At 69.5% G+C, this 19,574-nt stretch carries 18 protein-coding genes and 2 pseudogenes; 7 read left to right on the top strand and 13 right to left on the bottom strand.

Going from position 1 to position 19,574, the window contains the following annotated elements; genetic code table 11:
- Positions 1-180 precede the first annotated feature (180 nt).
- The 3 genes from ABTZ94_RS27210 to pyrE all read right to left on the bottom strand — a co-directional run bounded on the left by ABTZ94_RS27210 (position 181) and on the right by pyrE (position 3,239).
- Entirely contained in the window at positions 181-1,356 is a 1,176-nt protein-coding gene (locus tag ABTZ94_RS27210; RefSeq protein WP_351204383.1) for a MalY/PatB family protein, read from the bottom strand.
- Positions 1,357-1,442: 86 nt separating this feature from the next.
- Positions 1,443-2,474, bottom strand: a complete 1,032-nt coding sequence (gene fbaA / locus ABTZ94_RS27205; protein WP_351204381.1) for a class II fructose-bisphosphate aldolase — start codon at positions 2,472-2,474, stop codon at positions 1,443-1,445.
- 225 nt (positions 2,475-2,699) lie between these two features.
- Positions 2,700-3,239, bottom strand: coding sequence for an orotate phosphoribosyltransferase (pyrE, locus tag ABTZ94_RS27200; protein ID WP_351204379.1), 540 nt, complete (start codon positions 3,237-3,239; stop codon positions 2,700-2,702).
- A gap of 320 nt (positions 3,240-3,559) precedes the next feature.
- On the opposite strand from pyrE, the gene ABTZ94_RS27195 reads away from it, so the two are divergent.
- From ABTZ94_RS27195 to ABTZ94_RS27185, 3 genes and pseudogenes are all read left to right on the top strand, one after another.
- A complete protein-coding gene (locus ABTZ94_RS27195) occupies positions 3,560-3,748 on the top strand; it encodes a hypothetical protein (RefSeq protein WP_351204377.1) in 189 nt (62 codons plus the stop codon).
- A 44-nt stretch (positions 3,749-3,792) separates the two neighbouring features.
- The gene (locus ABTZ94_RS27190; RefSeq protein ID WP_351204375.1) at positions 3,793-4,722 is read left to right on the top strand and encodes a hypothetical protein; all 930 of its coding nucleotides are present in this window, start codon (positions 3,793-3,795) and stop codon (positions 4,720-4,722) included.
- Between the two features lie 37 nt (positions 4,723-4,759).
- Positions 4,760-4,927 (top strand): annotated as a pseudogene (locus ABTZ94_RS27185) (ABC transporter permease); the annotation flags it as partial.
- Between the two features lie 52 nt (positions 4,928-4,979).
- Here the strand turns inward: ABTZ94_RS27185 and ABTZ94_RS27180 are convergent.
- From ABTZ94_RS27180 to ABTZ94_RS27160, 5 genes are all read right to left on the bottom strand, one after another.
- The gene (locus ABTZ94_RS27180; protein ID WP_351204373.1) at positions 4,980-5,777 is read right to left on the bottom strand and encodes an aldose epimerase family protein; all 798 of its coding nucleotides are present in this window, start codon (positions 5,775-5,777) and stop codon (positions 4,980-4,982) included.
- 22 nt (positions 5,778-5,799) lie between these two features.
- Positions 5,800-6,741, bottom strand: coding sequence for an SRPBCC family protein (locus ABTZ94_RS27175; RefSeq protein WP_351204371.1), 942 nt, complete (start codon positions 6,739-6,741; stop codon positions 5,800-5,802).
- An 85-nt stretch (positions 6,742-6,826) separates the two neighbouring features.
- Positions 6,827-8,425: a polyamine aminopropyltransferase gene (locus ABTZ94_RS27170; RefSeq protein ID WP_351204370.1), complete on the bottom strand. Its 1,599-nt coding sequence runs from the start codon at positions 8,423-8,425 to the stop codon at positions 6,827-6,829.
- 63 nt (positions 8,426-8,488) lie between these two features.
- Positions 8,489-9,031: a DUF2617 family protein gene (locus tag ABTZ94_RS27165; protein WP_351204368.1), complete on the bottom strand. Its 543-nt coding sequence runs from the start codon at positions 9,029-9,031 to the stop codon at positions 8,489-8,491.
- Between the two features lie 352 nt (positions 9,032-9,383).
- Entirely contained in the window at positions 9,384-9,698 is a 315-nt protein-coding gene (locus ABTZ94_RS27160) for a hypothetical protein (RefSeq protein ID WP_351204366.1), read from the bottom strand.
- Between the two features lie 138 nt (positions 9,699-9,836).
- Between ABTZ94_RS27160 and ABTZ94_RS27155 the strand changes: the two genes are divergently transcribed.
- Positions 9,837-11,021 carry a pyridoxal phosphate-dependent aminotransferase gene (locus ABTZ94_RS27155; protein ID WP_351204364.1) on the top strand — a complete coding sequence of 395 codons (1,185 nt, stop codon included), beginning with the start codon at positions 9,837-9,839 and terminating at the stop codon, positions 11,019-11,021.
- Between the two features lie 293 nt (positions 11,022-11,314).
- Here the strand turns inward: ABTZ94_RS27155 and ABTZ94_RS27150 are convergent, their stop codons facing one another.
- Both ABTZ94_RS27150 and clpB read right to left on the bottom strand, forming a co-directional pair.
- The gene (locus ABTZ94_RS27150; RefSeq protein WP_351204362.1) at positions 11,315-11,875 is read right to left on the bottom strand and encodes a type III secretion system chaperone family protein; all 561 of its coding nucleotides are present in this window, start codon (positions 11,873-11,875) and stop codon (positions 11,315-11,317) included.
- Positions 11,876-12,077: 202 nt separating this feature from the next.
- Positions 12,078-14,663, bottom strand: a complete 2,586-nt coding sequence (gene clpB / locus ABTZ94_RS27145) for an ATP-dependent chaperone ClpB (RefSeq protein ID WP_351204360.1) — start codon at positions 14,661-14,663, stop codon at positions 12,078-12,080.
- Between the two features lie 201 nt (positions 14,664-14,864).
- Between clpB and ABTZ94_RS27140 the strand changes: the two genes are divergently transcribed.
- Positions 14,865-15,269 carry a pyridoxamine 5'-phosphate oxidase family protein gene (locus ABTZ94_RS27140; protein ID WP_351204358.1) on the top strand — a complete coding sequence of 135 codons (405 nt, stop codon included), beginning with the start codon at positions 14,865-14,867 and terminating at the stop codon, positions 15,267-15,269.
- Between the two features lie 131 nt (positions 15,270-15,400).
- On the opposite strand, the gene ABTZ94_RS27135 is transcribed toward ABTZ94_RS27140, so the two are convergent.
- A complete protein-coding gene (locus ABTZ94_RS27135; RefSeq protein WP_351204356.1) occupies positions 15,401-15,721 on the bottom strand; it encodes a (2Fe-2S)-binding protein in 321 nt (106 codons plus the stop codon).
- 319 nt (positions 15,722-16,040) lie between these two features.
- Here ABTZ94_RS27135 and ABTZ94_RS27130 point away from each other — a divergent pair, with 319 nt between their 5' ends.
- Positions 16,041-17,027 (top strand): helix-turn-helix transcriptional regulator, encoded by a 987-nt coding sequence (locus tag ABTZ94_RS27130; RefSeq protein WP_351204354.1) that lies wholly within the window; start codon positions 16,041-16,043, stop codon positions 17,025-17,027.
- A 218-nt stretch (positions 17,028-17,245) separates the two neighbouring features.
- A pseudogene (locus tag ABTZ94_RS27125) lies at positions 17,246-17,597 on the top strand (N-acetylmuramoyl-L-alanine amidase); the annotation flags it as partial.
- Between the two features lie 225 nt (positions 17,598-17,822).
- On the opposite strand, the gene ABTZ94_RS27120 reads toward ABTZ94_RS27125, so the two are convergent.
- Both ABTZ94_RS27120 and dnaJ read right to left on the bottom strand, forming a co-directional pair.
- Positions 17,823-18,269: a heat shock protein transcriptional repressor HspR gene (locus tag ABTZ94_RS27120; protein WP_351204352.1), complete on the bottom strand. Its 447-nt coding sequence runs from the start codon at positions 18,267-18,269 to the stop codon at positions 17,823-17,825.
- 1 nt (position 18,270) lies between these two features.
- Positions 18,271-19,455: a molecular chaperone DnaJ gene (dnaJ, locus tag ABTZ94_RS27115; RefSeq protein ID WP_351204350.1), complete on the bottom strand. Its 1,185-nt coding sequence runs from the start codon at positions 19,453-19,455 to the stop codon at positions 18,271-18,273.
- Positions 19,456-19,574: the final 119 nt, after the last annotated feature.

Here is a 19,574-nt window from a genome sequence, read left to right as displayed (position 1 = left end):
GGGGGGGGGTCAAGCCGTGGTCGTGGGTGGCTGTGGCGTGGGCCCGGGCGTCCTGGGGGGCCCGGTGGGGGTAGGTGGCCGCTGCGGGCGGCTTCGAACACATCCATCAGCTGCTCCAGGCCGACAAAAAGGCCCACGTCCCGGGCGCAGTGCCCGGGGTGGCCTCGGCCGGAACCGGCCCTACGACGCAGCTTCCGCCACGGCCCGTACGCCTCGGATCAACGCCTCCACACCCGCCTCCGCCTTGGACCGCGGACACCCGACGTTCAGCCGCACGAAGCCCTCCGCCCCGTACACCGCCCCCGGCATCACCGCGACCTTCTCGCGCTCGATCAGCGCCCGCTGCAACGCCTCGTCGTCGCCGACGCCCGCCGGGCGCAGATCGATCCACGCCAGATAGCCGGCCTGTGGCGGCTGCCAACCCAGTTCCGGGAACGCCTCGTTCAGCCGCTGCGCGACCAGCGCCAGATTCCCGGCGACATACGCGCGGACCTCGTCCAGCCACGCCCCGGCCTCCCGGTACGCGGCGATGTGCGCGGTCAGTGACAGCACCGCCGGGGAGGCGAGCCCCTCTGCCGTCTCCATCCGGCGCAGGAACTCCGCCCGGTCGGCCGGACCGCCGATCAGCCCGTAGGAGCCGGTCAGCGCCGGGAAGTTGAACGCCTTCGAAGCGGAGGAGATCAACGCCCAGCGCCCATCGCCCCCGACCCGCGTCCACGGCACATGCACATGCCCCTCGTGCACGAAGTCCGCGTGGATCTCGTCGCTGATCACCGCGACCCCGTACCGCGCGGCGAGCGCCGACATCTCGCTCAGTTCGTCCTCCGTCCACACCCGGCCCGTTGGGTTGTGCGGCGAGCACACGAGGAGGACCTTGCTGTCGGGACGGGCGAGCTCGCGTTCCAGCGCGGCCGTGTCCCCCACCGGCACACCCCGCAGCTCGCGCCCGAGCCCGGTGATCGCCTTGCGGAAACCGTCGTACGTCGGGGCGTGGACGACCACGCCCTCGCCCTCGGCCGTCCACATCTGCAGCAGTTGCGAGAGCTGGCTGAGCACGGACGGCCCGTACACCAGCTGCCCGGTGTCGATCCGTGTCCCGTGCCGGGTCGCGTACCAATGGGCTATCGCCGAGCGGAAGTCGTCCTGCTGCCAGGTCGTGTAACCGAACACCCCGTGGTCGAGACGGGCCCGCAGCGCGCTCAGTACCTCCGGTGCGGTCTCGAAGTCCATGTCGGAGATGGTGAACGGCAGCAGTCCGTCCACCCCGAACCGGTCCGCGACCCCGTCCCACTGGACGCACCAGGTGCCCCGGCGGTCGATGACGGTGTCGAAGTCATGGCGGGCACTGGAACTCACAGGATCCCTCACTTCTCTTCTCGGACATGCCGTGGGCCCGGCACCCCTCGGGGTGCCGGGCCCACGGCCACACTTCGTACCGGCTGCTACTTCACCTTGGTGCCGGTGGAGCGCAGGTTGGCGCAGGCCTCCGTGACGCGCTTGGCCATACCCGCCTCGGCGGACTTACCCCAGCTGCGCGGGTCGTAGACCTTCTTGTTGCCGACCTCGCCGTCGACCTTCAGCACACCGTCGTAGTTGCGGAACACGTGGTCCACGATCGGGCGGGTGAAGGCGTACTGGGTGTCGGTGTCGAGGTTCATCTTCACGACGCCGTTCTCCAGCGCGGTGGCGATCTCCTGCTCGGTGGAGCCGGAGCCGCCGTGGAAGACGAAGTCGAAGGGGTGACTGCCGGCGGCCTTGCCGTACTTGGCGGCGACGCCCTCCTGGAGGTCCTTCAGCAGCTCGGGACGGAGCACGACATTGCCCGGCTTGTAGACGCCGTGGACGTTTCCGAAGGAGGCGGCCAGCAGGTAGCGGCCCTTCTCGCCCAGGCCGAGCGCCTCGGCGGTACGCAGCGCATCGTCGACGGTCGTGTACAGCTCGTCGTTGATCTCGTGCGTGACGCCGTCCTCCTCGCCACCGGTCGGGGTGATCTCGACCTCAAGAATGATCTTGGCGGCGGCGGCCTTGGCAAGCAGCTCCTGGCCGATGGCCAGGTTGTCGGCGAGGGTCTCGGCCGAGCCGTCCCACATGTGGGACTGGAACAGCGGGTTCTGGCCCTTGGCAACGCGCTCGGCGGAGATGTCGAGCAGCGGACGTACGTAACCGTCCAGCTTGTCCTTGGGGCAGTGGTCGGTGTGCAGCGCGACGGTGACGTCGTACTTGGCGGCGACGATGTGCGCGAACTCGGCGAGGGCGACGGCGCCCGTGACCATGTCCTTGTTGTGCTGGCCGCCCAGGAACTCCGCCCCACCGGTGGAGATCTGGACGATGCCGTCGCTCTCCGCCTCCGCGAAGCCGCGCAGTGCAGCGTGCAGGGTCTGGGTCGACGTCACATTGATGGCCGGGTAGGCGAACTTGCCTGCCTTCGCCCGGTCGAGCATCTCGGCGTAGACCTCGGGGGTTGCGATGGGCATCTGTCCGCTCCTTGGGGTGTGCGGGTGTGCGTTGCTGGTTCCCTGACCTGGGGGCGACGTCATCGTCGCCCCCATCTTCCCAGACTCTTGCTCCGGCTCCACCTTGCCCACTCCTCCCACGCTCGGGCGGGCGGATCACGAACATACGGAAAGGGTGGGCGGTTTCACGTGAAACCGCCCACCCTCAATAAAAACCGCAGGTCAACCCGGACGTCAGGCCGGGCGTCAGGCCAGATCGAGATCGGCCACCGCGTAGGCGTGGACGTACGGGAGACCGGCCTCGGCAATGGCCGGCGCCGCGCCCCGTTCCACGATCGTGGCGACGGCGACCACCTCGCCGCCGGCCTCGCGCACCGCCTCGACGGCCGTCAGCGGCGAACCGCCGGTCGTCGAGGTGTCCTCGACGACCAGGCAGCGGCGGCCCTTCACGTCCGTGCCCTCGATGCGGCGCTGCATCCCGTGCGCCTTCTGCGCCTTGCGGACGACGAACGCGTCCAGCTCCTGCCCGCGCGCGGCAGAGGCGTGCAGCATCGAGGTGGCGACCGGGTCGGCGCCCAGCGTCAGCCCGCCCACGCAGTCGTAGTCCAGCTCGGCGGTGGCGTCGAGCATGACCTGACCGACCATCGGAGCGGCCTTGCCGTCCAGCGTGATGCGGCGCAGGTCGATGTACCAGTCGGCCTCAAGACCCGAGGAGAGGGTCACTTTGCCGTGTACCACGGCCTTGTCCTTGATCTGCTGGAGCAGCTCAGCACGTACGTCAGTCATGGAACCGAGGGTAAGCGCTGCACACCGGGCACCGTCGCAGGCCCTCCACACCTCCCGCACACCACCCATACCCCCAAAACGCAATCCGGTCATTCCCGCTTTACCGGTCAGGGCGTCACTTTTTCGAATACGCATTCTTGACCGGAAGGCAAACTTCCCGCTAAATTCAGGCCGCCGCCTGATCGCGGGGAGGGGTTCACGCGATCGGCACGCCAGGGGGAATGTCTCCTTCTGCTGTCCAGCTTGCGAGCAAAACTCGCGACAAGCAAAGGCAACAGAATGCATAAGAAGACGTCCGGCATCGCACTGACGGTCGCCACTTGACGCTTTCCGACAGCATCAGCGCCGCCGCCAATACCGCCGGAACCCCGACGGCGTGCGCAGGTTTCACCTTCTGGTGGGACACCAACTACGGCGGCACCAGCTACTTCGCCGGCCGCAATTTCAAGTATCTGACGTTCTATGACAACAACGACGAGTTCTCCTCGTTCAAGAAGACGGGCTGCTAAATCAGTTGAAGCTCAATTTCCTTCGAGCAGCAGCCTGGGCCGGAATGGTTTCCGCGCTGGCTGCCTGCTCGGCACTGGGCAGCTCCGGTCCCGGCTCCCGTCCGGAGCTGGGACCGGTCCCCACGCCCAGCAGCCTGGATCCGGCGGGGATCACCACTCCGCTCGATGCGTACCTGCCGACCCCGGAGGAGAACCACGCCCTGAAGAAGGCGCGCGTGACCCTGGTAAACCAGTGCATGCGCGGTCTCGGATACACCGAGAATCCCCAGCCCCTCGGAGCGTTCACCGGAGAGCGGTGGCTGGAGCACACCGAGTTCAACGCGACGCCTCTCAGCCAGGCCCAGCAGTACGGGTACCAGGCGCCACCCAAGAAGGGTGGCGGAGACGGAGCGGAGGGTGCATACGGGAAGAACAGCACCAAGACTCAGGGGCTCCTTCTTACGGGCAAGGTAAAAAACTTCAGCAACAAGAAGGTTCCCAAAGACGGCTGTGAGGGCGAAGCCCTCCGCGTCATCACCAAGGGAGCTGCCACCCCTACCGAGATGAAGCTCCCCGGAGGTTCGACCGCGGGTTCCGGAGAGGGCGGTTTCAGCGAGGGATTCGCAGAAATGGTGGTATCCGCCATGCGTGGAGAAGCCATGAAGCGGGCCAGGAACGATTCCAGGTTCCAGAAGGTCACCGATTCCTGGGTCGACTGCATGAAGGGCCACGGATACACTTACGACTCCCCCAGTGCAGCGGTCAATGATTCTCGCTGGGCGGACAATTCTGGTTCGCCCACGCGCACCGAAATCTCCACCGCGACTGCGGACGCCCAGTGCAAGGAGAAGGTCAATTATCTCGGTGTGGGCATCGCAGTCGAATCCGCCTACGAGAAGAAATCCATCGACGAAAACACCGAGCTGCTCTCCGATCTGAAGTCCTGGACCTCCCGATGGATTGAGAATGCGAACGACGCGATCCAAGGAAATTGACGGGACGTCGCGACTGCGATCGCGGCGCAGGGTGCTCACCGTCACGGTCGTGTGCGTGGCCGCCACCCGTGACTGGACTCCGGTCATCCACCCGGCGACCGTGGCCGCAGCCCCGGCGATCGGTCTGGGCACCGGTCTCCTGGCAGGGCTCTATCCGGCATGGCGGGCCAGCCGGATTCAGCCGGCCGAGGCGCTGCGCCGCTGACCCGGGCGCCGCCGCCGGGGCCTGACCCGCGCAGGCAACCCGCGCCGCCGGGTCAGAGCCTGCGCCAGCTCCAGGTCGCCGCGATCTCCAGCGGCTCGATCGGGGTGACATACCGGGGCGCGGTGTTCAGCCCGTTCGGCGGGCCGGACTGCGGCTCCACACAGACCGCCTCGGCCTGCTCGTCGTAGATCACGACCCACTCGGCCCGGCTCTTCACGGTCAGTTCCAGCTGCTCCGGCCAGGTGAGCGTCACATCGACGCCGTCCGGCATCCCGAAGCAGTCGTCCCACGGGCCGGGCAGGGGCGGGATGCGGCGGCCGGTCGGCAGATGGTTCTCGCCACGCTCCTCCTGCCAGGCCGCGTCGAAGGCGATCTCCACGTTCTTGCCGCCGCCGAGGTCCCGCAGGAACCAGGGGTGCCAGCCGGCCTGCGCCGGGAACGAATTCCCGTACGTCTCGATGCCGAACGCGAGCGTGAGCGAGTCCTCGGACAGCTCGAAGGTCTGAGTCACCCGGCCCGGATACGGCCAGGGGTCGGCGAGGTCGTAGTAGAACGCGGCCTCCTGCCCGCCCACCCGGGCGGTGCGCCAGGCGGTGTCCCTGCCGGTGCCGTGCATGGCATGCGGCGGGGAGTTCAGCGGCAACCGGTGCGGGACGTCGCCGTTGTGGAAGAGCCCGTTCTCGGTGCGCCCGCACCACGGCACCATCGGGAAGCAGCCGTACCGCTCCCCCTGCCGCAGCAGCTCGGTACCGCCGATCCGCAGACTGCTGATACGACAGCCGTTGGCGGGGTTCACGGTCAACTCTGCGTCGCCGACGGACAGCCGGACGTCCTTCTCGCTGCTACTCACCCGACCGACATTACTGGCGCGGCTACCTCCGCCGCCTCAGCGCCCGGCTCACCACGACGGCGGACGCCAGCGCGAGCGCGGCGGCGGGCGCGACCCAGCGGAGTGTGGCGCCCGCGGTGGTCGAATCGGGTGACGGTACGGGGGCGTACCTGCCGCGCGGCGGCGCGTGGTCGACCTCCTCGGCGCTGCGGCCGATCATGGTGCGCCTGGCGTGCGCGGCCTCGGCCGGGGGACCGTCAGGGGCGGTGAACTCCACCTCCGCCACGGGGTCGAGCGACGGCGGGGGCACGGGGGTGTCGAAGACGGAACCCGTGCCCGGGGGGTTCTCGATGGAGGGCGCCTCGTCCTCGGTGGCGCCGTCGTCGGTGTCGTCGGCGGCTTCCGGAGCAGTACTCCGGGTGGTGCCCGCGCCGGTCGCGTCCGCGTCCTCGGCCGCCTCCTCGATGGCCTGTTCCACGGCTTCCCCGACGGACCGCTCGGCCTCGCCGCGGGCCTCGCCCGCCTCATCGCCGCCCGCCAGCGTCTCCGTCACCAGCTGCTGCGCAAAGCGGTCCAGCAGCCGGTGGGCCGCCGCGAGCGCCGCCGCCGGATCCAGCTCCAGGAAGCGGCCGTCGCCGCTCGCCGTACCCGCGAACCCGATCACCGTGCCGCCGTCCATCTGCGTCAGGCTGATCGTCAGAGCCAGCTTCGCCGAGCCGGTCCCCCGGGCCTCGACGCCCTCGCCCGCCACCAGGATCCCGTCGTCCCCGTCCGGGCCGCCCTGCGGGGAAACGGTCAGCCGCAGCGCACCGCGGTACGTGATCGTGTGGCCGTCGACCCGGACCTTGAGCCGGCCGGACAGAGGACCCGCGGACGCGTCGGCGTCCTGCTGGAGCCCCGGTACGCAGCGCGCGACGCGGGCGGGATCGCCCAGCGTCCTCCGCAGGGACGGGACCGGAACCGGAACGAACACCTCATGCTCCATGGAAACCGAGCCTACTCAGCCCGGGCCATCACGTCAGCGGTTCCGCGTCGCAAAGCCGCCGGGCGTACGGCGTACGGCGTCCGGCTCACCGGTCCTCCCAGTACCGCGGATGCACCAGCGTCGACGGCAGCAGCCCGCGCAGCCGTCCGCTCTCCGCGTCCCGCCCCGCGCGCATCAGCGAGGCCTGCGTCAGAGACCGCAGCTTCGGCGCCCCCGGGGCGAGGCGGAGCGCCGGTGTCCCGGCCGGACGGGCGAGGACGAAGCCCCAGCCGTGCTCGGCCCGTGCCCGGTGCGGGGCCCGGTCGGGGCCGGCCGCGAAATCGGAGAGGCTGCCGCTGATCCGGTACGGGCGGGTGCGCAGGCCCGCCGCCCTCATCGATGCCTCCACCGTCCAGTACGTACGCGGCCGGGTCACCGGCGGGCCCGCGTGCACCACCAGCCGGCCGCCCGGTGCGAGGGCCTCGGCGACCAGGCCGTAGAACTCCGCCGAGTAGAGCTTCGTGCCGGCGGAGATGCCGGGGTCGGGCAGATCGGAGATCACCACGTCGTAGCTGCCGTGCGCCGCCCGCAGCCAGCCGAAGGCGTCCGCGTTGACGGCCGTCAGCCGCGGGTCCCGGTACGCGTGGGCGTTCAGCGCCGAGAGCGCGTGATCGGTACGGGCCAACCGGGTGACGCCGGGGTCGAGCTCGACGAGGGTGACGCTGCGTACGTCCGGATAGCGCAGCACCTCCCGGGCGGCGAGACCGTCACCGCCGCCCAGGATCAGGACACGGGCGCGTGGCCCGTTCATCGCCGGGTGCACCAGCGCCTCGTGGTAGCGGTACTCGTCACGCGCGCTGACCCGCAGCCGCCCGTCCAGATACAGGTCCAGGGAGCTGCGCCCCGCCCCCGTCAGCACGACCTCCTGGACCCCGGTCTGCACCGCGACCCGCACCCCGTCCCCGTACACCGCACGCCGCGCCGCCCGCTCGAAGTCGTCGACCAGTGCGGCGGCGGTGGCGAGTACGGCGATCACGGCCACGTCGACGAGGATCAGCAGCCACCGGGAGCGCGGGGTGAGGTCCCGCCGGAACACCCACAGCACCAGCGCCCCGCCCGCCGCCGCGTTGACCGCGCCGGTGAACAGCGCCCCGGTGAGCTGTCCAAGCATCGGCAGCAGCAGAAAGGGAAACGCGAGCCCGCCGACCAGCGCACCCACGTAGTCGGCGGCGAACAGATCCGCGACGGTCCCGCCCGCGTCCTGCCGGTCGACGCGCTGGATCAGCGTCATCAGCAGCGGGATCTCCGCACCGATCAAGGCGCCGATCGTGAGCGAGAACCCCACCAGGGCGTACCGCGACTCCCCGACCCAGGCGAACGACGCGTACAGCACGACCGCCGAGGAGCCGCCGACGAGTGCGAGCGCCGCCTCGATCAGCCCGAAACCGACTGCGGGACGGCTGCGTAAACGTTTCGCGAGGAGCGAGCCGACGCCCATCGCGAACACCATCACGGAGAGCACGACGGACGCCTGGGTGACGGAATCACCGATCAAGTAGGAGGCGAGCGCCACCAGTTCGAGCTCGTAGACCAGACCGCAGGCTGCACAGATGAAGACAGCGGCCAGCACGAGACACCGGCCGGTCCTCGGCCGTACGGGAAGAGGCGCCGCGCCCCCTCGCAGCGGCACCTGCTGGTCGATCACGAGGCGAACGCTACGTCACGAAGAGGTGGCCGCCTGTCACCCGCAAGGGTGCGAGTGGCGTGCTCACAACGGAGTTGGGCCGCGTCGGATCGCTGCGGCCGGCGTCCGCACTCCCACTTGGGTGCGCGTCACCACCAGCTGTCCCTCCTGCGGGTACGCGTGCCAGGTGCGCCACCGCACCTGGCCCTCGGTCCGCTGGGCGAGCATGGCGGTGAAGGCGTACGGGCTGCCGGGGAACGTCCCGGCGAGACCGTGGGGGTGGTCGGTCACGAGCGCGAGGAGCTCCTGCGCACGCCCCGCGAACGAGCCCGCCGAGAGCGTCTCGACGCGCGCCGCGAATTTGTACTCCCACTCCCCGAGCCGCTTGGAGACACCGAGCGGCAGCGGGGTGCTGCTGCCCGGGATGCACGCGACGGTTTCGGAACAGGTGCCCCGGTCCTCCTCCAGGAGCACCTGATGGGAGGCGCCGAGCAGGCGCAGTTGGAGTCGGGCACCGGCGAGATCGAGGTCGAGCACGGCCAGGGCGGGGAGGGGTTCGCGCCCCAGCGCCCAGGCCAGGTCGGCAGCACGGGTGTCGGAATAGGCCGTCTGGAGGGTCGTGAGCATGGGTCGGCTCCGCAAACAAGCGTGGACACATGGACAGGGGACGCCTCCGACGTGATGCACGTGGGAGGTGGGAAGCGCCCGATCAGGTCCAACTCGGGTCCGAGGGCTGGATGTTCTCTCAACCGAGGGAATCACGAAGTAAGCCGCATCCACAGCTTTTTTGCCCAACTCGACGCGGTTTCCATCCCCTCGGGGGCCTCTCGGTTCATCTGTTCACCGATGTCTCGCGGAAAGCCCCAACAAAAAGGTGTCCGGCGGGAGTTCACCCGCCGGACACCTGCGGCACACCGGAGCCGCTCGGCCCCGGCACCGGGCGTGTGGCCCTGCCCGGTCGCGGATCAACTGCCCCGTGTCAGTCGCCTCCGCCCCCGCCGCCGCAGGAGGAGCCGCCACCGCACGAGGAGTGACCGCCACCGCACGAGTGACCCCCGGAGTGACCGCCGGAGTGACCGCTGCTGCTTCCGCAGGACGAGCCACCGCCGCCGTCACCCCCCGCCCACCAGCTGCCACCCGCGGCGCTGTCGCCGCTCGCACCCGCGGCGCTGTCGCCGCTCGTACCCCGGCGCACGCTCCGCCCGCGCTTCTTCTTCCGGTTGCCGGCCCCCGCCAGCGAAATGACCAGCCCGATCACGGCAATCGCGATCACCAGCGAGACAAAAGTCCCCACCGACCTCACGTCCTTCCGTTCCCCCGAAGCGAGGTCCCCCGCTTCCATCCGCTTCCTGCGTGAGTGGGGGATTCCCCCGGCCCCGTACGGCCAAAGCAGACTTGAGCAACTTCAGAGCTTCCGCGCAGGATGGCTGCCATGACACAGGGACGACCGCTGCTCAACCGCCGCCTCGCCGGGTTCGGCACGACGATCTTCGCGGAGATGTCGGCGCTTGCCGTACGGACCGGCTCCATCAACCTCGGCCAGGGCTTCCCCGACACCGACGGCCCCGAAGGGATCAGGGAGGCCGCGGTCCGGGCACTGCGCGCCGGGCACGGCAACCAGTACCCGCCGGGCCCCGGCGTTCCCGAACTGCGCACCGCGATCGCCGACCACCAGCAACGGCGCTACGGGATCGGCCACGACCCCGACACCGAGGTCCTGGTCACCGCGGGCGCCACCGAGGCCATCGCCGCGGCCCTGCTGGCGCTGCTGGAGCCCGGCGACGAGGTCATCGCCCTGGAGCCGTACTACGACTCGTACGCCGCCTGCATCGCCATGGCGGGCGGCAGCCGCGTCCCCGTCACCCTCCACCCCGACGCGACCACCGGCACCTACCGCCTCGACCTCGACGAACTGCGAGCCGCCGTCACCCCTCGCACCCGGCTGATCCTGCTCAACACCCCGCACAACCCCACCGGCACCGTCCTCACCCGCGAGGAACTCGGCGCGATCGCCGCACTGGCCTGCGAACGGAACCTCCTCGTCGTCACCGACGAGGTCTACGAACACCTGGTCTTCGAGGGCGAGCACCTGCCGCTCGCCGGCTTCCCCGGCATGCGCGAGCGCACCGTCACCATCGGCTCGGCCGGCAAGACGTACTCCTTCACCGGCTGGAAGGTCGGCTGGGTCACCGCGAGCCCCGAGCTGGTGACCGCTGTCCGCTCGGCGAAGCAGTTCCTGACCTATGTGTCCGCAGGCCCGTTCCAGCACGCGGTCGCCGAGGCGCTGCGCCTGCCCGACAGCTACTACGAGGGGCTGCGCGCCGATCTGCGGGCCAAGCGGGACCTGCTTGGCGCGGGCCTCGCCGACGCGGGCTTCCGGGTCTTCCGGCCGGCCGGGACGTACTTCATCACGACCGACATCCGCCCGCTCGGCGAGAGCGACGGCGCCGCCTTCTGCCGCTCCCTCCCGGAGCGCGCGGGCGTGGTCGCGATCCCCAACGCGGTCTTCTACGACCACAAAGAGGCGGGGGCACCCTACGTCCGGTTCGCGTTCTGCAAACGCACCGAGGTGCTGGCGGACGCCGCGGAACGGCTCCGCAAGGCATTCGCGCACTGACCGCCGTCCTATGCGGCCGGTTGTCACACTCCTCGCTGCCTGCCCTACCTCACTCGCCCGGAACTTTCGCGCCTCTGCCGGGCGCTGCCCGAGCGGCGCGGGGTCGTCGCCATCCCGAACGCGGTCTTCTACGACCACCGCGAGCAGGGCGCACCGTGGTCCGTCGCGGCTGATGACCTGTGCCTCGGCAGGAGGCCGCTGCCCGCAGGCCGCCCCGCCGTGAAAGAACCCGGCCCGGAGCGACGGTCGTGGAGACCGCCGCCCCGGGCCGGGCTGTCACTGCCGTGCGGGAGTCAGGCGTCCGGAGCGGTCTGCTCCGTGCCGTCCGTCTTCTCCTCGGCCGGCGTCAGGCCCAGACGCTCCTGCAGCCACTTGTCGAACTCGATCGAGGCGCGCACCCAGCTGACCGTCGACGAGACGAAGTGCTCCAGGCTGACGCCCGTACCGATGAGCATCTGCGCCTCACCGATCAGACGGACGGAGACCTCGGTCTCCCCGGAGCCCTCCTCGGGCTCGTGGGTGTGCGTGTAGACCTTGGGCCACAGGGTGCGGCGGTTCCAGTCGTCGATCGCGTCGAGGAGGACCGGACGCTGGTCCGCGGCGTGCGGGCGGTCGTAGAACGTACGGACCGAGAAGACCTGCTGCTCCTCCTCGCCGCGGAACATGAAGTACGTGCGGAAGTCCTCCCACGGCGCCGCGAGGTCGCCCTCGTCGTCGACGACGTACTTCAGCTCCATCTGTTCGAGAAGCTGCTTGACGAGGTCCTGGTCAGGGACGACGGGGCCCTCCGGTCCTGCGGCCTGCGGTTCGGGCTGGCCCCCGAAATTCGGAATCGAGGACGGATCGATGCTCACCGTGATTTTCCCTTCGTGCGGTTGCCCGCCATCCTCTCCCATGGCGGGCGGGGGATGGCAAGCCCCGACGGGCCCGATCCGCCACAAGCTGACACACAGCCGGTACGGACCGTGCCCGCCGGGGCCCCGTACGGGGGATTGCGACACGAGGCCGGGGTGATGGCGACACCCGGCCGGGTGGTTTCGACACCCGGCCGGGTGGTCACGTAGCCGGGCCGACGAGCAGCTCGTCCCCGACCCGGTCCACCCGGACGATGTCCCCGTCCCTCACCTCGCCCGCGAGGATCTCCTTCGCGAGCCGGTCGCCGATCGCCGTCTGGATGAGGCGGCGCAGCGGCCGTGCTCCGTACGCCGGGTCGTTGCCCTCCTCGGCCAGCCAGGCCAGGGCCTCCGGCGTGACGTCCAGGGTGAGCCTGCGCTCGGCCAGACGTCCCGCGAGCCGGTCGATCTGGAGCTTCGCGATGTGCGAGAGCTCGTCGCCGGACAGGGCGGAGAAGACCACCAGGTCGTCCAGCCGGTTGAGGAACTCCGGCTTGAACGAGGCCCGTACGACCTCCAGGACCTGCTCCTTCTTCACCTCGGGCTTGATCAGCGGGTCGACCAGGAACTGGCTGCCGAGGTTGGAGGTCAGTATCAGGATGGTGTTGCGGAAGTCCACCGTCCGGCCCTGTCCATCGGTGAGCCGGCCGTCGTCGAGGACCTGGAGCAGGATGTCGAAGACCTCGGGGTGGGCCTTCTCGACCTCGTCCAGCAGCACGACGCTGTACGGGCGGCGGCGGACCGCCTCAGTGAGCTGGCCGCCCTCCTCGTAGCCGACGTAGCCGGGCGGGGCACCGACGAGGCGCGCCACGCTGTGCTTCTCGCCGTACTCGCTCATGTCGATGCGGACCATGGCCCGCTCGTCGTCGAACAGGAAATCGGCGAGGGCCTTCGCGAGCTCCGTCTTGCCGACACCGGTCGGGCCGAGGAAGAGGAACGATCCGGTGGGCCGGTCGGGGTCGGCGATTCCGGCGCGGGTACGGCGTACCGCGTCCGACACCGCCTGCACGGCCTCGGTCTGTCCGATGAGGCGCTTGCCGAGCTCCTCCTCCATGCGCAGCAGCTTCTGGGTCTCGCCCTCCAGCAGGCGTCCGGCCGGGATGCCGGTCCAGGAGCCGACGACGTCGGCGATGTCGTCCGGGCCGACCTCGTCCTTGACCATCGTGTCCTTGGCAGCCTCCTGCTCGGCCTCGGACGCCTCCGCCAGCTCCCGCTCCAGGCCGGGGATCTCCCCGTACAGCAGCTTGGAGGCGGTGTCGAAGTCGCCGTCGCGCTGGGCGCGTTCGGCCTGGCCGCGCAGTTCGTCGAGGCGTTCCTTCAGTTCACCGACGCGGTTGAGGCCCTGCTTCTCCTTCTCCCAGCGGGCGTTGAGGCCGCGCAGCTCCTCCTCCTTGTCGGCGAGGTCGCGGCGGAGCTTCTCCAGGCGCTGCTTGGAGCCGGGGTCGGTCTCGTTCTTGAGGGCCAGCTCCTCCATGTGGAGGCGGTCGACGGCGCGCTGGAGTTCGTCGATCTCGACGGGTGAGGAGTCGATCTCCATGCGCAGCCGGGACGCCGCCTCGTCGACCAGGTCGATGGCCTTGTCGGGGAGGAAGCGGGACGTGATGTAGCGGTCGGACAGGGTCGCGGCGGCCACCAGCGCGGAGTCCGCGATGGAGACCTTGTGGTGGGCCTCGTAACGGCCCTTGAGACCACGCAGGATCGCGATGGTGTCCTCGACGCTCGGCTCCGCCACCAGCACCTGCTGGAAGCGGCGCTCCAGGGCGGGGTCCTTCTCGATCCGCTCGCGGTACTCGTCGAGCGTCGTCGCGCCGACCATGCGGAGCTCGCCGCGGGCCAGCATCGGCTTGAGCATGTTGCCCGCGTCCATGGCTGAGTCGCCGCCGGCGCCCGCGCCGACGACGGTGTGCAGCTCGTCGATGAAGGTGATGATCTGCCCGTCGCTCTCCTTGATCTCGGAGAGGACGGTCTTCAGCCGTTCCTCGAACTCGCCGCGGTACTTGGCACCCGCGACCATCGCGCCGAGGTCGAGCGAGACGAGCCGCTTGTTCTTCAGGGACTCGGGGACGTCGCCCTTGACGATGCGCTGGGCGAGCCCTTCGACGACTGCCGTCTTGCCGACGCCGGGCTCACCGATGAGCACCGGGTTGTTCTTCGTACGCCGCGAGAGCACCTGGACGACACGCCGGATCTCGTGGTCACGCCCGATGACAGGGTCGAGCTTGCCTTCCCTGGCGGCGGCCGTGAAGTCCGTACCGAACTTCTCCAGGGCCTTGTACTGGCCCTCCGGGTCGGGTGTGGTCACCCGGCGCCCTCCCCTGTTCTTCTCGAATGCGTCCAGCAGCCTCTTCGCACTGGCCCCCTGCCCGCTCAGGATCTCACCGGCACGGCCGCCCTCGGCGGCGATGCCGATCAGCAGGTGCTCGGTGGAGATGTAGTCGTCGCCGAGCTCCTTCGCGCGCTGCGCGGCGTCCGCGATGACGGCGAGCAGCTCGCGGTTGGGCTGCGGCGGGGCGACGGTCGCCCCGGTGACACTGGGCACCGCGCCCAGGAGCCGCTCGGTCTCGGTGCGCACGGCGATCTGGTCGGCCTCGACGGCAACGAGCAGATCGATGATGTTCTCGTTGTCCGCGCCCGCGAGCAGCGCGAGCAGCAGATGCCCGGGGGTCAGATCGGGATGCCCGTCCTTCACGGCCCTGCTGGTGGCCGCGTTGATGGCGTCCCGGCTCTTGTTGGTCAGCTCGGCGTCCACGTGCGCTCTCTCCTCCTTGCGGTGGGTGGTCTCTCCACAACACTGACTAGGTCAACGTGCATAAAGTTGAGTCTATTCCACTCAACCTTTTTCGCCCACGGGCTCCGGCTCTTCTCTTCGGATGCTCCGAGTGAACCGGCCGGAGTAAACCTCCGCCACCGCGGGGCGGGGGCACGGGGCCGTGCTGCCTACGCTGTCCCCATGGCAGTCGACGTGACGAATCCCGACCCCGAGTACCTAGCGTTCTGGCGCGAGTACCACCTGTGCACCCTGACCACTCCCCGCCCCGACGGCAGCCCGCACGTGGTGCCGGTGGGCGTGACGTACGACCCCGAGGCCGGACTCGCCCGCGTCATCACCAACAAGAACAGCCGGAAGGTCACCAACGTCCTGGCCGCGGGCCCGGACGGCGCCCGGGTCGCGGTCTGCCAGGTCGACCGCGGGCGCTGGGCAACGCTGGAGGGCCGGGCCACGGTGCGCACGGAGCCGGACGTGGTCGACGACGCGGTGCGCCGCTACGCGGAACGCTACGGACGCACACCGGCGCCCAACCCGGGCCGCGTCGTCATCGAGATCGCCCTGGACCGGGCGCTCGGCAGGGCGTGAGGAAAACCGCGAGCTTCACCCGGGGCTTCCCGGGGCTTCCCGGACAGCACAACGGCGCCATCGTGTTCAGGTCACGATGACGCCGTTGTGTGGGGGAAGTGACTGAGCGACATATAACGACGGGGGATCGCTCAGGCACTGCGGGGGGTGGCGGAAATAGTTTCTGGCTCGAACAGCTGGTGGTCCCGCCGGTCGAGGTTGACGAAAATCATGTCGTACCGGATCGCGCAGCGGACAGGCTGCGGGGCTCCACGCGGCTTGCGGAGGCACCGGTAGGCACGCACTTCGTCGTCTTCTTCACGTGCGACAACGATGGGGTCGCCGAACAGAGTGACCATCAGCGAGTCGCCACAACGGGGTAGGGCTGTGACGAGATCGATGAAATGCCAGCCCGATCGGTAGGCCATGGCCATCTCCCGCCGGAAGGTCCGGTCGTCCGGCGGGATGGTCATGCGTTTGTGGCCGCGCCGGCCGGCTGACTGTCCCACGACACGTCGGTGGTTCCGAATTCGCCCGCCGCCACACTGCTCCGCGCGTCATTCCCTTGACTGTCCCACGAGACATCCCCCTGAACCGCTACGGAGAATGCTGCGGCAGCGAAGGCGACGGCAAGAACCGAGCGAAGCAATCTCTTGTACATGGTTGGCTTCGTCCTCACTTGGTAGGTCCTCTCCCCCGGCTCCACCAAGACGATGTCGCAACCCAGCACGTCGAAGCCACAGGGGCGATGCATCATGTTCCTGTACGTTCAGGACCCTGGGGGGTGGAAATTTGCTCACAACAAGTACGAAACCTACGCATCCTCACCCCATCACCGAACTGTGCGACGAGGGTGCACGGCTGTATGCCGCCGCTCTGGGCGCCGGGCGTATCGGCCGCGCGGAGGTCGAGGCAGCTCCTTGCCTGTTGGAATTCGCTCTGCTGCACCCGGACCCGGACGATGCCAAATGGCTCCGCCCGGTTCCGCCCTCATCCGTGCTCGCGCAGCGGCTGCACCCCATAGAGCGAGAGATCCGGGACCGCCGCCGGATCTCCATCGAATTGACCGACGCATTCGAACCATTCATGGCCATCAGCGCCCAGCCCTCGGTGACTACGCATGCGATCACCGTCCTGGAAGGGCTGCAGACCATCAATGCGACGCTGGACACCGCGACCGCCCAATGCACCGAAGAGATACTCACCATCCAACCGGGCGGCGTCCGCAATCTGGATGTCCTCACCCAGTCGCTGGAACGCGTGGAGGGACCGATCAGCCGCGGCGTACGGCTGCGCACCCTCTACCAGCACACAGTCCGTCACGGCCCCGGCGTCTTCGCCTACCTGGAGCGGCTGCACTCAGGGCATGTAGAGGTCCGGACGCTGGAAGAGCTCATCGACCGCATGATCATCTTCGATCGCTCCGTGGCCGTCATACCCGCGCGTCGTGACCGGCAGGTGGCGCTGGAGCTGCGCCACCCCGGCCTCGTGGAGTATCTGGTATCCGTATTCAACCAATTCTGGCAACTGGCGACCCCTCTCACCGAAGAGGCTCCGTACACCCCTCCCAATGACGGCATCACCGGCGTCCAGCGGTCCATAGCCAAACTGCTCATCGAGGGATACGTCGACGAGGCGATCGCCCGGCGTCTCGGCATGAACGTCCGCACCTGCCGCGCTCATGTCGCCAAGCTGTCCGCCACTCTCGGAAGCAACAGCCGCGCCCAACTCGGCTACCTCATCGCCCAGTCGGGAATCCTCGACAAGACGCCGAATTAAGTCCGACCGGCACATGGGGGGCGGCAACCGCAATACGGGGGGAGAGAACGACCGCCGCCCCCGGCGCCGGAGAGTTTCATCACCGACGGCGTCAAGTTCAACAAGAAGGACAAGAACGATCCGGTCGACACCTGGCAGTCGATGGCCGCGGCCCGGTTCGTGCTCTCCGATCGTGACCTGACGCTGAAGTTCCAGCTGCTGCAGATGAACGTGACTCCTCCCTCTGCCGCGCCGGCACACCGGACCTCCCCGGTCCGCTCTGCATCGGCCTGCTCGCCAAGGACGGGACCGTCCATCTCGTCGGATACGGACGCACCAACCATGCGGGCAGCGGCTCAGCAGCCGTCCTCGACGCCGTCCGCACCGAAACGGCCCTGCCCGCCCCCGGCCCGGACGCCGTGGACGGGAACGCCCCGCTTCTACGGCTTCGAGATCGAGAACCTCGGCAACGGCCGTGACCCCTACCCCACCGCCCAGCTCAACGCCGCCGAACGACTGGCCGCCGCTCTGTGCCGGGCGCACGGCTGGTCGGCAAGGAGCGTGATCGCGCACAAGGAGTGGACCCGGCGCGGGGAGCACGAGGAGCGCCTCGACGCGCTGGAGCGGGCGCGCTGGCCGCTGCCGTCGCCGGCCGCGGCGACCTCGTGCGCCGCGCTGGCCCTCACGCTCTGGCAAGCCTCCGGCAAGTGACCGCTCCGCACGGCAGGTAAGCGGCCTCCCGCGCACACGGGCGAGGCCCGCCACCCGGTAAGGAACGGGTGGCGGGCCTCGCCTGTCATGCGGGTACGAACCCGCTCAGTCCTTCGGCCGCTTCGGCCGCCAGACCACCAACGCGCTGGTCTGCTGCACATCCTGATAGGGCACCAGATCGCGCCGGTACGAGGCATGCACCTGGGCCTCGCGCTGCTGCATCGCCGCCGCCGCACCGTCCACGGCCGACGAGAGTTCGGCGACGCGCTGCTGGAGGGCGGCGACCTGGTTCTCCAGCTCGATGATGCGCTTGATGCCGGCGAGGTTGATGCCCTCGTCCTGCGACAGCTGCTGCACGGTGCGCAGCAGCTCGATGTCACGGGCCGAGTAGCGCCTGCCTCGCCCGGCCGTGCGGTCGGGCGAGACCAGGCCGAGACGGTCGTACTGGCGCAGCGTCTGCGGATGCAGGCCCGAGAGCTGGGCCGCGATCGAGATCACGTACACCGGTGATTCATCGGTCAGTTCGTACGGATTGCGTCGTCGGCCGTCCACCTCAAGCTCCCTTCGCAGCCTGGAACAGCTCCGCCCGCGGGTCGCGGCCCGCGGTCGCCTTCCGGTAGGCCTCCAGCGCGTCCCTGGCCTCGGTGCTGAGGTCCCTGGGCACCGCCACCTCGACGGTGACCAGCAGGTCGCCCCGGGTGCCGTCCTTGCGTACGGCGCCCTTGCCGCGGGCGCGCATCGTAAGCCCGTTAGGGGTGCCGGCCGGCAGTTTCAGGGTGACCGGCGGACCACCGAGCGTGGGCACCTTCACCTCGCCGCCGAGCGCCGCCTCCGTGAACTCGACGGGCACGGTGACTGTGAGGTTGTCGCCCTTGCGGCCGAAGACCGGGTGGGCGTCGACATGGACCACGACGTACAGATCGCCGGCCGGACCACCGCGCTCGCCCGGGCCGCCCTTGCCGCGCAGCCGGATCCGCTGGCCGTCCGAGACGCCCGCCGGGATCCTGACCTGCATGGTCCGGGAGGACTTCGCCCGGCCACTGCCCTTGCAGACGTCGCAGGGGTCCTGGGCGATGAGGCCCCGGCCCTTGCAGTCCACGCAGGGGTCGGTGAGTGAGAAGCCGCCGCCCGTTCCGCGCGAAACCTGGCCGGTGCCGAGACAGGTGGGGCAGACCCTGGGGGTGCCGTTCTTGTCACCGGTGCCGGAACATGCCTTGCAGGGCGCCTGGCTGGACATCCGCAACGGGACCGTGGCCCCCTCGACCGCCTCGATGAAGCTGAGCGTCACCTCGGATTCGATGTCCTGGCCGCGGCGCGGCTGCACCCGCGTCCCCGTGCCGCCCCGGTTGAACAGGCCGCCGAAGACATCGCCCAGACCGCCGCCGCCGAAACCGCCGGCTCCGCCGCCCGCGCCCCCGCCCTGGGTTCCTCCGAAGAGGTCGCCGAGGTCGAAGTTGAAGTTGCCTCCGGCGCCTCCGGGTCCGGCCCTGAAGCCGCCGTTGCCGAAGAGGGCGCGCGCCTCGTCGTACTCCTTGCGCTTCTTGGTGTCGCCGAGGATGTCGTTCGCCTCGGAGATCTCCTTGAAGCGTTCCTCCGCCTTGTCATCGCCCTTGTTGGCGTCCGGGTGGAACTCGCGGGCGAGCTTCCGGTACGCCTTCTTGATCTCGGCGTCGGTGGCGTCCTTGGGGACGCCGAGGACCTTGTAGTAGTCCTTCTCGACGAAGTCCTTCGTGCTCATCGACGTCCCTCCTTCCGGACGATCGGCCATGCGACCGGCCCGTTGGCCGGTGGGTTTGGCGGGGGGGGGGGCCCGCGGTGGTGAGACCGTATTTGCGACCACCCCCGTGGCACCCCACA

Origin of the sequence: Streptomyces sp. NPDC002785 (genome assembly GCF_040295565.1) — a bacterium.
In the GTDB taxonomy this organism is placed as follows: domain Bacteria; phylum Actinomycetota; class Actinomycetes; order Streptomycetales; family Streptomycetaceae; genus Streptomyces.
Note: the sequence above shows the minus strand (reverse complement) of the source record. Positions and strands in the feature narration are given on the sequence as shown.

Bases quoted from the DNA above. Each gene is read 5' to 3' on its own strand.
- fbaA (WP_351204381.1), bottom strand. From the start codon at position 2,474: ATGCCCATCGCAACCCCCGAGGTCTACGCCGAGATGCTCGACCGGGCG.
- pyrE (WP_351204379.1), bottom strand. From the start codon at position 3,239: ATGACTGACGTACGTGCTGAGCTGCTCCAGCAGATCAAGGACAAGGCC.
- ABTZ94_RS27190 (WP_351204375.1), top strand. From the start codon at position 3,793: ATGGTTTCCGCGCTGGCTGCCTGCTCGGCACTGGGCAGCTCCGGTCCC.
- ABTZ94_RS27175 (WP_351204371.1), bottom strand. From the start codon at position 6,741: ATGGAGCATGAGGTGTTCGTTCCGGTTCCGGTCCCGTCCCTGCGGAGG.
- ABTZ94_RS27165 (WP_351204368.1), bottom strand. From the start codon at position 9,031: ATGCTCACGACCCTCCAGACGGCCTATTCCGACACCCGTGCTGCCGAC.
- ABTZ94_RS27155 (WP_351204364.1), top strand. From the start codon at position 9,837: ATGACACAGGGACGACCGCTGCTCAACCGCCGCCTCGCCGGGTTCGGC.
- ABTZ94_RS27140 (WP_351204358.1), top strand. From the start codon at position 14,865: ATGGCAGTCGACGTGACGAATCCCGACCCCGAGTACCTAGCGTTCTGG.
- ABTZ94_RS27135 (WP_351204356.1), bottom strand. From the start codon at position 15,721: ATGACCATCCCGCCGGACGACCGGACCTTCCGGCGGGAGATGGCCATG.
- dnaJ (WP_351204350.1), bottom strand. From the start codon at position 19,455: ATGAGCACGAAGGACTTCGTCGAGAAGGACTACTACAAGGTCCTCGGC.